This window comes from Paenibacillus antibioticophila (assembly GCF_000455265.1).
Lineage (GTDB): Bacteria > Bacillota > Bacilli > Paenibacillales > Paenibacillaceae > Fontibacillus > Fontibacillus antibioticophila.
In genome coordinates this window covers 202,969-215,119 of the sequence record NZ_HG005143.1, presented here as the reverse complement: position 1 = coordinate 215,119, position 12,151 = coordinate 202,969, and the positions used below count along the sequence as shown (strand labels likewise).

Below are 12,151 nucleotides of genomic sequence, written 5' to 3'. Positions count from 1 at the left end.
AGTAATATTTGTAGCTAGAACAAGTCCCGCGCTGTGTGGATCATCAAAGTATAAATAAGAATGATGAGAGGCTTTTAGGACTTTACGCAACCACAAGTAGCTATCTGTCACATATACAGCCTAACGCTCATGAACAAGATAGCCAAGTGTTACAGCATATTCTAAATCCTTCTCATCATAGGGACCTAAAACAATACAAATACTTTGTATCACGAGGAAGTCACCTTTCTATAAAAAATAGGAATAAATATGCTCACTGTACGTATAAGCGTACGTCATCTAATTGAATTAGATCGTACGCTTACGAGTACAGTCAACGCATAAATGGAATGGGGGATTGAAAATGAAACAAGTGAGGATAACCCTTGGGAATCTGTTAGAGCAAAGAGGAATGAGCATCAGCGGTATTCAAAGGTTAAGAAATGAAGGATTGAAGCTGAAAGATGTTAAACAGTTACTTGATATTTTTGAAAGGTAAGGAGGATACAAAATGTCCTATACACATATTATGGAAATTGGCTATAGCAAGAGCCATGACAAACTAGGATGTATTATTGTAGGGGGAGCTGACCCAATATTTTCCTCAAATAACACGAAGCTGCCTTATCTTGTGGATAAATATATTATGGTTAAAACTACAAACGAAGAATTGCAATTTAAAGTGAAGAAGATGAATGTTTCAACTTCTATATCTGGGATGATCAATATTGGAATTACTATTTATGATTCAGAAGATTTTTCAAAGATTAAAACTGGAAATCATGTTTTTGTTTTATTGGATGATAATCAAAGTGCAGAATTATAAAAGCTATATGGCGGATTGTAAAAAACTTATCGCGACAGTTTTTGGACAAATGTTTTGTGTACAGAGTTGCCAACTTAATGTATGCATATAATTTGCTAAGGCCTAAGCTAACTCATAGTCGAATTGGCTATAGGCTTTTTTTCTGTTCGATTCTGTTGCCTATGCGTTGAACGGGCTAAAGGAAAGTTTCTAGGAGCGGTAAGTGGTGCCATCTTCGGACCTGGAGCCGCCATCGGAACAGCGTTTGCCCTTAAGGTGGGTATGGCCGGGGCGGAAGGCGCGTTCAGTAGCATTATGGATCAGGTGCTGCGCGGGGAGAAGATTAACTGGAAGACCGTAGCGATGGATGCCGGGATTGGTATGGTGACCTTAGGCGTGCTGGATAACAAGTATGCCAAGAAGCTGGGCAAGTTTTATTGGGAAGATTGGAAATAAGATCAGCCCCGCTTCCATTAAGTCCGGGATATCGAAGGGTATGGATAAAGCGGCAGTAGGATACCAGAAGGCGCTGGAGAAGCTCAGTGATGCAGGCAGTGTGCTTGGGAAGAAGATGAAAGGCTTCCCTAAGGTACTGAATGTACCCTTTGATGGGAATAGTAAGTCAGGAGCAGATAAAGGGATCGAAAGAGGTTTTGATCCACCAACATTTTACTCTGTTATAAATGAATCTGGTGGAACTGTGCATGTATCTACTGATAAAATACTACAGAAGCATTTTTCTAGTATTCTTGACGAAGCAAATAGGAAAATTAATCTGTTGACTGGGGCACATGGCACAATAGATGGCACTCTTATTCGTGAACCCAAATTTTTCGATGAGGATTTAGCGAGATGGGGAGATCATGCCAATGTTAATATATTTGATATTAATGATATACCGAAAGAAAAATTAAGTGAAATAGTAAATGGTGAAGGAACGATTATTTGTGCATGGTGTTATAGTGAACGCTCGAAGAATATATTAAAAGCTATGGATTTGATTGATTAATATATTAAATGAAATGGAGAGTTATAGATGACTGAGTATTATAAAGATTTAACTTATTATTCTCTTCATCATTTCGAAAATGCGCAAAATATTGGATGGATAAATGAAGTGAATGAACACAATAAGGGAAGTGTTCCAAGTGAATTTATCGATAATTTATGGTTGTATGTTAAAAGACCATTTAATGAAATCAGAGGAAATTTGAATTGTTGCCTGTGTAATGGTGAGAAGGTTCATTTTCCTACATTAACGGATTCAGTGGAGCTTTCCAAACTAGGATTATCAGAAATTCGAGTGATTAGTGAGACCGGCGAACAGAAATATGCTGCTCCCAGTATAATGCTTCATTATATAAGTGAGCATGGCTATTGCCCTCCAGAGGAATTTATAAAGGCTGTAATTAACGGACCTAAACCAGGATCTAGTGAATATCAAGCATATGAAGAACGTTACAATATTGAGTCTTTATGGGGAGAATCAGATGAAACAGTAATTATATCTGAGAAATTAAGAATCGGCGCCTTGAATAATAACAGAAGTTTAATACATGATAATTCTACTTACTGCGACATCATTACAAGAGATGGCTCGTTATTAAATGTTGCAATTAAATCAAAACATATAGAATTGGCCAAGGACTTGATTTTGTTGGGAGCAGATTTGAATAAGTTCAGCGGAATTGAGTTGAATAATGCAGTTTTTGAGTTAGAGAATGTAGTTGTACAATTGTTGTTATCACATAAAATTATGATAAATGTAAGTACACCAAAACTAAATCCACTTTTTACTGCTATTCGTAAAGGCAACTATGAAGCATCTAAGCTTCTGTTGGAGAACGGGATAAATGCTAATCTAAAATATACGAATGAATTCATGAAAAATATGGACGCTTATACTCTTGCAAAACACTCAAATCGAGAGCAAATTGTTGATTTACTTAAGGAATATATTTGAAAAAAAGACTTTGACATCAAAAAAGCTTTTCCTACTTAAGACTGTGAGTATGGAAAAAGCTTTTTGGATAATGAAGGCAGAAAATGTTTATTCTGTTTTATATACTATAAGAAATACTAATGGGAAATTACTATATTACGAAGGCCGAAATCCTAAGAAAGCCAGAAAAATTTGAATTAGCGAAGGTTTGGGATAAACTCCTATTGCAATTTGGAAATTTTATGAAAATGTTCATGATGGTTTTTACTATTATGCCAGTGAATCAATGGGCTTGGTCCCGCTAGAGTCAGTAACATTTCTTGGTGACGACGACATTGAACGGAGTATTGATGAAGCTTCGTTAAGTCATTCACTAAGTTATATTGAAGGATTAAGGATAAAATTAAGATAAAAGGAAATGATGAGATGTCATTAGACAAATATAAGAAAATGACAAGTGAAGAGTTTAAAAATTTAAGTGATGAAGAATTTAATGAATATTTAAAATTGAAGAAAGAAGATATTCCAAGACATTATCGTAAATTAGAGGAAATTACAATAGAAACAGTATTAGCACCAATGGAAGTTATTAAAATAGCCAAACAGTACCATCAAGAAAATGAATTGGAAGGCACGATTAATGAACAAATAGAAAATTTGTTTTTCGATGAAGCCTATACGTTTAAAGTAGATCCAGAAAATAGAGAGAATGATGATATTCGACCTGCTTGGAGAGTTAATGTAGATTTACAACCAAATCCTTTTTTGTTTGAAGAGTATACTTTAATTGTATCGGACCGAGATAAAGCAGTAATGGGTATGTTAGACCCTAACGGACATCCGGTAACACAAAGCTAAGTGAGTTATTTTTGCAAAATGCTATGCGAATGAATATTCATGTTCATTTTCCGAAAATTTGTTTCGATTCAATCATTCAAAGAAGCTTACCCCAGAGAGTTGGGATAAGCTTTTTTGCGCTCATTAAACAAAATACTTATGCACCCTACCTCCAAAAGAAAGGAGCATGAATCGGATGGGAGAGGTGTGAGTGCATCATATACGCTGGATATCGAGAAGCGCAAGCGGACTTTTTCAGAGGAGCAGCAGACATGTAGCGCCTTGATCGGGAAAGTGCTGCAGGCCTATCCGGGCAGTGATATGATCTATTACACCGGGGGCGGCGAGGCGGTCGGGGAGCCGATTTTGCAATATGAGGAGACGGATTGGGAGCTGTTGCAGCGTCTGGCGAGCCGCTTACAAGCAGTTGTGGTCTGTGATATATTGGAAGGAAGCAGCATGTCTCAAGCTGCACTTTGGCATGGGAGCTGCCGCAGGATGTAAAGACAGAGAACCTTTTAACTAATAATAAGGTTGTGATACCTATGTATAGAATGAAGGTCGATAATAAATATGGTTTTATTGATAGGATTGGGCGCTACATTATTGAACCTCAATACAAAGATGCTTACGATTTTAGCGATGGACTTGCTTGGGTACGGACATTCGATGGCAAGAAGGGATATATAAATAAAGATAACAAGATGATAATAGAAGTAGAAGCTGATTTTTATGGGGATTTTCATAACGGTTTAGCTCAGATATCTAAAAATGGAACTGATTATTGTATTGATAAATATGGAGAAGTTGTTACCTTGCCATTATATAACAAGATTCATGGGATTAATGCAGACCAAACGATCGTTGTTGAAGTAGATGAAAAAATGGGGCTGATTAATAATATCAATGAGTATATTATTCGTCCTGAATGGGATTACTTAGGGACGATTTCAGAAGGCTTAGCAGCTGTAAGAAAAGACGGGAAAGTTGGCTTCATAAATGTTATGGGTACTATGGCTATTGAACCTGTGTTTCACTCCGCTAGTCCATTTTCTGAAGGTCTTGCTGTAGCTACTCTCGATGGGGAACATTATGGATTTATCGACTCAACTGGTGCATTTGTTATTGAACCAAAATACTATCAGTTGAAAGGATTTAGTGAGGGACTCGCAGGGTTTAGATTAAAGAGTGGGGGGAAATGGGGGTACTTGAATTTTTTAGGTGGGGTAGTGATCAAGCCCCAATTTCAAAGTATTGAACCATTTTATGGTGGTTTAGCAGATGTGGTGAATAAAGACAAAACAGGTTTTATTAATCAAAAGGGAAAGTACGTTATTAAAAATGTGTTTTTGACAGCTAAGTCCTTTCGGGATGGCCTGGCATATGTGAATTACAACGGGGAATGGGGATACCTTGATCAGAGAGGCCGTTGGATATTGAAGCCGAGGGGATTTGATCTTTGGTAACAGGGAGTGCAGATGCAGCGTTTAATAGAGTAGAAGTTATAGAAACTGCAAAAAGACACCATCAAGAACATAAACTTGAAGGCATGGTTAATGAACAAATATGAGAAGTTTTTTGCATTGCATGGTGGTGCTTGGGTTGTTGAGATCGATTTTGTGGATTTTGATAAATTATTAGTTATTTCTGATGAAGAAAAAGGCATTTCTTTTCTAATATTCGGAATTAAAAGAAGTAATGATGAGTATCAAATAGAGGGAGTAATCAACTTCAATCATGGGGAGTCAATAGCTTTTTATGAGAGATTTGAAGGTGTTGAGGGATACACTTGGGCTGTTAACATGAAAGTACCACCTTCGCCTTTTGGTGGAGGAGATACGGTGAGTCTGATTCTTTCTGATGAACAAGCATGTGTTGCATATATGTTTGATCCATCGGGTTATCAGGTCGCACCCCATCTAGATGATGAATAAGGGTAGATAGGTTATGTTGTCGATATGGACTGGAGAAAATCTATGCTAACCTAGTAGGAGCTTGCGATGATAAATTCAAAAAAGTTTGAAGTAGCATTTAAAAGATACATAAATAATTTTGTCGAAGGAATTAAATTTGAAGATGTTAAAGAAAAATATAATATAAGTAGAAGCAAGATTGAGAAAATTATTGATCAAAATGATACAGAAAAGGACCACATATTGTTAATAAATCTAAGCAAAATCTTCTCGTACTATTTATCACTGTGGAAAAAGAATGTATTAATTGATCATAAAAACAGTACGGAAGAATTAAAGCAGATGCAGAAGGTTGTATTTTACCAATGCATGGCGCAGAAGCTTTATACAATTAAGTATCCTGAGATGATATTGCTATACTCGTTTAGAGAAGTCGTGATAACATTAATCCATATTGCTATGTATGGCTGGGAAAAGGAAGAAGCTATATTATATGATTTTATGTCTCATCATTTCGGCGAACATTTAATAAATGCCAATGAAGAGAACAGGCATATTTGGTTTTTGTTAGAGCTGTACTTACAGCATAAAAATAAAACAATCATGGGAACTAATAAAGGGTTGTATTTAACGGTTAGAAGGAAGCTAAAAGAAGCGAATTTACGATTTGGCTCAATCCCGGAAGACCTGGACATCTATGATGAAGTGTTGAAGCATTGGACGACTGATCATATAGAGGAAATAGAACAATTAATTTCAAAAATGTCCCGGTTTCATTCTGTGTTAGCTTCTGAAATTGGACAGCTAGGTGAATTTGGCGATTTTAGATACGGATTTTATCCTTTTGAAATCCTATTCCTACTTCATGTTAGGAGAAAACAAGGATTACCAGTGCCTAATAAGCTGGACAATTTACTAATGAATACTCCAGAAGCTAAAGTGATGTTTGGAGATCGAGAGCCATATCCTGCATGGGACCCGGTGCTTAAACAGATTGATCAATTTTATCGTAAAAACTACCCTGAATATATTCCTAACAAGCATGGGGAGTTGTTTCAATAAAAGGGAGGAAACTGCAAGGCAGATCCTAGGATAGCGCAGCTTATATTCCCCTAAAATCCCAAACGAGGTGTAAGGTATGCAATCAAGCGAAGCATTTCATGCTGTTTGTGAACGGATTTCTTCAAAGTATACAAGTAACGGTTGGAAGTATGCAAAATCTAGGCACTGGCTTATCAAGAAAGATAAAAATCTAACATATAAGATTTATTTCTATACGAACTGGAATAATGTGTCTGATAGGAATGTAGGTTTTTACGGAGAAAGTGCTATTATTTTGAATAAATCAAAAAATAAAATCTTTCATATCAATACTCATGAATGCAATATCCCGGAGGGCAAACTTTACTGGAATGTTGCAGACCAGGAAAGCTGGAGTCGAGCCATAGCAGAGTTTACTGCTTGGTTAGATGAGGTATTTATGCCCATTGTTCATGAATGCACAAACAATCTGGAGAACTTTATTCGTCAAGTTGTTGCAGAAGGCTTTTATCCTTTAGGTGGGTATAAAATAGATATTCATTTTATTTTACTGTATGGTTCAAGGGAATTAGCGGAAGAGGCAACGAAAAGATTGTATGAGAGTCTGGAAGAACCAATCAAGCATGAATTCAAAAAGAATTATGAAAGTATGATACAGGGCAACGATCCAGTCAGTGCCTATGGTAGAAACATGATGAGAAATTACTCCAACTTTAGGACAATAATTGAAAATAAAATAATTGTAAATTTATAGTTCCAGATAGCTGTTAAATGGAAGACGAGAACATATAAATTTTAGGCAAGAAGGAGGAGTAGTGTGAGTACTATTGGAAACAAAATTTCTGCTATTAAAAAAATGCGATTTTTAGATCATGAAGATTATGAGATCGAAGACATCGTGAGATTATTAAATGAAGTAGGAGAGTCAGCAGATAATAACTCCATCATTGCATTGTGTGAACTTTTCCATGATGAGATATTTGAACCAGCAATTATCAGCGATTTAATGGAAACTATATTCTATATTGCTCAACGCCATGGGATCAGGGAAGGGTTATTGAAAGTCATTGAAGGAATGGAAACCATGAAGCCACATGCGCAAAAGTGTATGGAGAGACTGTTTAAGAGTATTATTGACTCAAGGAATTTAAGACAACCCTTTATAGATATACTTAGTCTGATCTCACCGCCCAAAAAAGAAGAAGTAGTCCAATTATTGAAAAATATTATTGAAAAACAATCAAAAGATTATCAAGATAAGCATAAAGCTTTTATTGATAATATGGAACAGAAGATTCACTATTTAAGGAAATTTGATACAAGTGCTAATTTAATAACCATTAAGGACCTAGATGAAAGTAAACAAAAATCGATACCAGATTCTTGGCATAGACTTTTTAGGGAGCAAGACATTAGAGTAAGAATCGATATGCTTCTGGAGATTTGGAAAAAATATGTTGGAAGGGAACTGAGCAATTTAATATTATATTTGACTGAAAATATTGATGATATTGAATTATTGGAAATAGAAGATAGTGATTCAAAAAGATATTCAATTCTATATACTATAAAAAAACCAAACGGTGGGGTAACCTACTATGAAGGGCGAAACCCACAAGAAGAATTTCATAACGATGAATTGGAGCGGAATTGGGATAAAATCCCTATAACCATTCAACAATTTTATGAAAATGTACATAATGGATTTTATTATTATGCAAGTGTATCGATGGGGTTAGTACCCTTGGAATTTGTAACTTTTTTAGGTGATGATGATTTGGATTGGAGTATTCTTGACGATCTTAAAGAACCTATTCAAATCGATTTAAACACCTCGTTTGGATTTTTTAGTAACGGAATGGGTTCTTATATAGCTATTGATTACAACAACTGTAATAATGGGAATGCAACTTTTTGGTCAGCAAAATTGCAGCCTGGATATAATATTCATTTTTGGGATCACGTTGATGAATGGATTGTTATTGGCTTTGAGTAATACGTAGAATTGCACAATGCGAGTTCCATTCGTATTGTGTTTTTTTCTCCCTTCTGATCTTTTATGATGGCAAAGCAACTCCCGATAAGTGCTAAATATCCAAAAATATAGGTTTGGAGGTAGTTAAAATATGCATGGATTACCAAAAATTATTGGCATCTCTATGTTTCCTAGTGTTGATTTGCAAGAGATAGCTGTAATAAACAATTTATTAAATATTTTTGAAACAAAAGATTATTTTAAACCAACCTTATGGGGAAATAGTGAGATGGTAAAACTGGACTACGACCGGGCTGAGATTAAGGAAAGGATAACTATGCAACAACCAAGGTTTTCGGAGTTGTACCTTCAGCGAACAGATTCAATAGAATATTCGGGGAGCTTTGATTTAATTTCAAGTTTTAGAGCTTATTTTGGCTTTGATTTTAAAAATACCCCCAAGAAGCTTTGGCCTGAAATCTATGAACTATCAGAAGTTATCGCGAGTATTATTAAGCCACGCTATGGAATTACTCACGGCTTTTGGCCAGTTTCTACACCATGGCAATCTGAACGTGATCGCATACACAAATGGATGAATTTTTGCTCTCAACCTGTTCCGGTTAACTTTGGGCCATCTGGTCCATTGGGAATGGGAACTCGAACTTATTTTAGTGGAGATATACTTGATTTGTTTCATAAAGAGACATTCTTAAATATACCTGCTGACGTTACAGAAACTGATTGGGGAGGTATTCGAGTTGATCTTGTAGCTAAGCCTTGGGAGGCAGATGTTAATGAGTTACTTGATCGCTGGATTTGTGTAATGGATTACATGGAGCAGTACGATGTATTTGCTATTCCCAACTTTAGTGAAAGTAAAAGATCAGTTTCATTTAATGCAAATAAAGCGTGGGAAAAATATTTAAAGAATTTACAAAGATTGAGACAGGGGGAGGAGTGAATGGCTGGTCAAGGAAGCGAAAGAGATGAAATACTCTTGAAAATATCACTTTCTATACATGAGAAAAATATTATCAAATCAATGGATATTTCAGAAATAGATCTTACTTTTGCCGATCTTTCTGAACTTATAGCTGATCAAATGATAGCTATCGGGGTCAAATTAAGAGCATCCTCTATGATGAGAACGTCCTTTCGTGATTGTAACTTCAGTTCGGCTGACTTTCAAAGTTGCAATTTGGAAAATGCTGATTTTGCAGATTGCTATTTTAGAGACACAGATTTCACTAAATCAATTATGAGATTTGCTAAAATTAAAATCAGTTTTTGTGATAGAGCGTGCTTTGATCAGGTTGATTTAACAGATGGGGACTTATATGACTCCATTTTTAATGGAAGTACATTTCGAAATGCAAATTTAACAGGAATCAATGCGAAATATGCATCCTTTAGAGATGTCGATCTTAGTGGGGCAAATCTTACTAATGGAAATTTTGAAAATGTAAGCTTTATTAATGCAAAGTTGGATGATGTGATTTGGGCAGGTGCAAATATAACGGGGGCTAGTTTTGATGAAGGGGTGCTGGAAAAGATCCAAGCTGAATTGTAGTCTAAATAAGCATTGTAATATGAAGCGCAACATCTATTGGCAATGAATAATTATTGCGGGAGGCATTACTCACTTGAAATTAGGTACCGGATACATAACCAAAAACAAGCTGTACATCATTTCAGCTTGTCACGATTTTTTCAGGCTTTATTATTATTGGCATCTCGGAAAATATTAAGGGACCAGCCATTCCGCGAATCCAGTTTGATTTCAATCTGAACGAAGAACAGCTAGGCAGCTTATTGTCCTTGAATGCACTCGGTTATCTTATTGCGTGTTCCTTTACAGCTATCCTGGTACGAAAATGGGGGATCAAGGCGACAAGTATCATGTCCTTCGCCTCCATGCTGCTCTCCGGGGTTTTCATTTTCTTGTCCCACACCTATCCGCTATTTGCAGGCTCCTATTTCCTCATGTATATCGGTAACGGTATGCTTGAGATTGCTCTGGCTATTTTGGGTGCTAGAATTTTTGTCAAAAATGTAGGTGCGATGATGAACCTGTCGCACTTCTTCTATGGGATCAGTTCGACCGTTGCGCCTTTGCTGGCTACCGGTGTCATGTCCGTCCAAGTCTTTGGACATACGCTGGATTGGAGGGGCATGTACCTGGTGATGCTCTCCTTATCCTTGCTTCCCATCCTTAGTGCATTGTACAGTAAGTTTCCGGGAGACGATTTGCCACTGGAGAGCCGAACCCCGTTCAAGGAGCTGACACGTGACCCGGCATTATGGTGGATGGTGCTCATCCTGTCCTTTGGCGTAGTATCCGAGCTTGTGGTTGGGGGCTGGCTGGTCAATTTTCTGGAGAAGGCGTACCATTGGGATACCGTCAAAGCATCTGGCCTATTATCGATCTTCTTCCTGCTATTCTCGGTAGGGCGGCTTGTGCTCGGCCCAGTGACGGACAAAATTGGCTTTACCCTGTCTCTGATTATATTCTCCGGTTTCTCGGCGGTATGCACATTTATCGCGATTGCCGGAGGGGAACGGTGGTCCTTCCTGTTTGCCGCCTCGGGGCTGGGCATCGCTATGATTTATCCAACGGTCATGGCCTTTATTGCCAAGCGCTATCCGCGAGGGAGCGACACGGCCATCACCTTTACCGTTACTTTGATGGGACTTGGTAGTGTGATTGGGAATTATCTGATTGGTTTTGTGATTGAGACGGTGAAGAAAATATATGGAGAAGCGACACAGATCGGTCTCTTGCGCGGGCTGCAGGCGGGTTATGCTTTTATTGGACTGTGCGCCCTTCTTTGTACGCTTTGCGGCTTTATTTTATATTGTTATCTCAAAAGACGCGGGGAACTGATTTAATCAAGCGGGATAGGAGGCGGCTTCTTGTATCGTATTGCGATTTGCGATGATGAAGAGCGGCAGCGGGAGCAGGTCCGGCAATTGCTGCTGGCCCTATCGGTCAAGAGCGGAATTGATTTTGAAGTCACGGCATTTGAGGCTGGCGAGCAATTGATCGAGTATTATGAGCGTGGTGGTGAACCGTTCCATATTTTTATTCTGGATATTGAAATGAATGGACGGAATGGAATAGAGACGGCCCGGAGACTGCGGGAGATGAAGCGGCAGAGTGAGCAGATCATCTTCCTGACCAGCTATCCGGAGTACATGCTGGAGAGCTTCGATGTCATCACGTTTCAGTATCTGATCAAGCCGGTGGAGCCTGAGGTATTTGAAGAGAAAATGTTGAAGGTATGCCGTTTCTTTCAGGAAAGTGAATCAGATATTCTGATTATCAAATCTGCGCATGAAGAAATTGTGCTTAGACAAGATGACATTATTGCCATTGAAGTCGTGAAGAGCTTAACGGTCAAGAATAAACTCAAATTCACGACCACACATGCCGTTTACGAAGGCAAGGGACTCATTTCTGGCTATGCCTCGGCGCTCAAGGCGGAACGTTTCCTGCAAATCCACCGCTCCATTTTGATTAATTTATTGCATGTGCATAAGTTTTCAGGGGGACAGGTGGTGATGTCGAACGGCATGCAGTTACCGATCGGCAGGTCCAAGATGAAGGAAGTCAAGGATGCCTGTACAAAATTTATGGTCTTGAAGGCGGAGTGAAG

The 12,151-nt window shown here is 37.8% G+C and carries 16 protein-coding genes; all 16 read left to right on the top strand.

The window, feature by feature from the left end; all coding sequences use genetic code 11:
* Positions 1–343 precede the first annotated feature (343 nt).
* On the top strand, positions 344–478 hold the full coding sequence (locus TX85_RS28010; RefSeq protein WP_262362720.1) for a hypothetical protein: 135 nt from the start codon (positions 344–346) through the stop codon (positions 476–478).
* A 12-nt stretch (positions 479–490) separates the two neighbouring features.
* Positions 491–805: a hypothetical protein gene (locus TX85_RS23705; RefSeq protein ID WP_044482387.1), complete on the top strand. Its 315-nt coding sequence runs from the start codon at positions 491–493 to the stop codon at positions 803–805.
* Between the two features lie 294 nt (positions 806–1,099).
* Positions 1,100–1,240, top strand: coding sequence for a hypothetical protein (locus tag TX85_RS26925; protein WP_222860726.1), 141 nt, complete (start codon positions 1,100–1,102; stop codon positions 1,238–1,240).
* A gap of 40 nt (positions 1,241–1,280) precedes the next feature.
* Positions 1,281–1,793: a hypothetical protein gene (locus tag TX85_RS23700; protein WP_044482386.1), complete on the top strand. Its 513-nt coding sequence runs from the start codon at positions 1,281–1,283 to the stop codon at positions 1,791–1,793.
* A gap of 27 nt (positions 1,794–1,820) precedes the next feature.
* Positions 1,821–2,747, top strand: coding sequence for an ankyrin repeat domain-containing protein (locus TX85_RS25590; RefSeq protein ID WP_049895207.1), 927 nt, complete (start codon positions 1,821–1,823; stop codon positions 2,745–2,747).
* Positions 2,748–3,152: 405 nt separating this feature from the next.
* Positions 3,153–3,584, top strand: a complete 432-nt coding sequence (locus tag TX85_RS23690; RefSeq protein ID WP_044482384.1) for a hypothetical protein — start codon at positions 3,153–3,155, stop codon at positions 3,582–3,584.
* Between the two features lie 186 nt (positions 3,585–3,770).
* On the top strand, positions 3,771–4,067 hold the full coding sequence (locus TX85_RS25585) for a hypothetical protein (RefSeq protein WP_049895206.1): 297 nt from the start codon (positions 3,771–3,773) through the stop codon (positions 4,065–4,067).
* The gene (locus tag TX85_RS23680) at positions 4,040–5,029 is read left to right on the top strand and encodes a WG repeat-containing protein (protein ID WP_044482382.1); all 990 of its coding nucleotides are present in this window, start codon (positions 4,040–4,042) and stop codon (positions 5,027–5,029) included. The genes TX85_RS25585 and TX85_RS23680 overlap by 28 nt, the downstream gene beginning before the upstream one ends.
* Before the next feature lie 75 nt (positions 5,030–5,104).
* A complete protein-coding gene (locus TX85_RS23675; protein WP_233500848.1) occupies positions 5,105–5,497 on the top strand; it encodes a DEAD/DEAH box helicase family protein in 393 nt (130 codons plus the stop codon).
* A 66-nt stretch (positions 5,498–5,563) separates the two neighbouring features.
* Positions 5,564–6,538 (top strand): hypothetical protein, encoded by a 975-nt coding sequence (locus TX85_RS23670; protein WP_044482380.1) that lies wholly within the window; start codon positions 5,564–5,566, stop codon positions 6,536–6,538.
* Positions 6,539–6,614: 76 nt separating this feature from the next.
* Positions 6,615–7,271, top strand: a complete 657-nt coding sequence (locus TX85_RS23665) for a hypothetical protein (protein WP_044482379.1) — start codon at positions 6,615–6,617, stop codon at positions 7,269–7,271.
* A 528-nt stretch (positions 7,272–7,799) separates the two neighbouring features.
* Entirely contained in the window at positions 7,800–8,513 is a 714-nt protein-coding gene (locus TX85_RS23660) for a hypothetical protein (RefSeq protein ID WP_044482471.1), read from the top strand.
* 130 nt (positions 8,514–8,643) lie between these two features.
* Positions 8,644–9,456 (top strand): hypothetical protein, encoded by an 813-nt coding sequence (locus tag TX85_RS23655; protein WP_044482378.1) that lies wholly within the window; start codon positions 8,644–8,646, stop codon positions 9,454–9,456.
* On the top strand, positions 9,457–10,065 hold the full coding sequence (locus TX85_RS23650; protein WP_044482376.1) for a pentapeptide repeat-containing protein: 609 nt from the start codon (positions 9,457–9,459) through the stop codon (positions 10,063–10,065). It begins immediately after the preceding gene.
* Positions 10,066–10,199: 134 nt separating this feature from the next.
* Complete coding sequence (locus tag TX85_RS23645; protein ID WP_044482375.1) at positions 10,200–11,384, top strand: MFS transporter; 1,185 nt, start codon at positions 10,200–10,202, stop codon at positions 11,382–11,384.
* 24 nt (positions 11,385–11,408) lie between these two features.
* A complete protein-coding gene (locus TX85_RS23640) occupies positions 11,409–12,149 on the top strand; it encodes a LytR/AlgR family response regulator transcription factor (protein ID WP_044482374.1) in 741 nt (246 codons plus the stop codon).
* The last annotated feature ends 2 nt before the right edge of the window (positions 12,150–12,151 follow it).

Coding starts and splice junctions, on each gene's coding strand:
- TX85_RS28010 (WP_262362720.1), top strand. CDS start 344: ATGAAACAAGTGAGGATAACCCTTGGGAATCTGTTAGAGCAAAGAGGA.
- TX85_RS23705 (WP_044482387.1), top strand. CDS start 491: ATGTCCTATACACATATTATGGAAATTGGCTATAGCAAGAGCCATGAC.
- TX85_RS26925 (WP_222860726.1), top strand. CDS start 1,100: ATGGATCAGGTGCTGCGCGGGGAGAAGATTAACTGGAAGACCGTAGCG.
- TX85_RS23700 (WP_044482386.1), top strand. CDS start 1,281: ATGGATAAAGCGGCAGTAGGATACCAGAAGGCGCTGGAGAAGCTCAGT.
- TX85_RS25590 (WP_049895207.1), top strand. CDS start 1,821: ATGACTGAGTATTATAAAGATTTAACTTATTATTCTCTTCATCATTTC.
- TX85_RS23690 (WP_044482384.1), top strand. CDS start 3,153: ATGTCATTAGACAAATATAAGAAAATGACAAGTGAAGAGTTTAAAAAT.
- TX85_RS23670 (WP_044482380.1), top strand. CDS start 5,564: ATGATAAATTCAAAAAAGTTTGAAGTAGCATTTAAAAGATACATAAAT.
- TX85_RS23665 (WP_044482379.1), top strand. CDS start 6,615: ATGCAATCAAGCGAAGCATTTCATGCTGTTTGTGAACGGATTTCTTCA.
- TX85_RS23660 (WP_044482471.1), top strand. CDS start 7,800: ATGGAACAGAAGATTCACTATTTAAGGAAATTTGATACAAGTGCTAAT.
- TX85_RS23655 (WP_044482378.1), top strand. CDS start 8,644: ATGCATGGATTACCAAAAATTATTGGCATCTCTATGTTTCCTAGTGTT.
- TX85_RS23650 (WP_044482376.1), top strand. CDS start 9,457: ATGGCTGGTCAAGGAAGCGAAAGAGATGAAATACTCTTGAAAATATCA.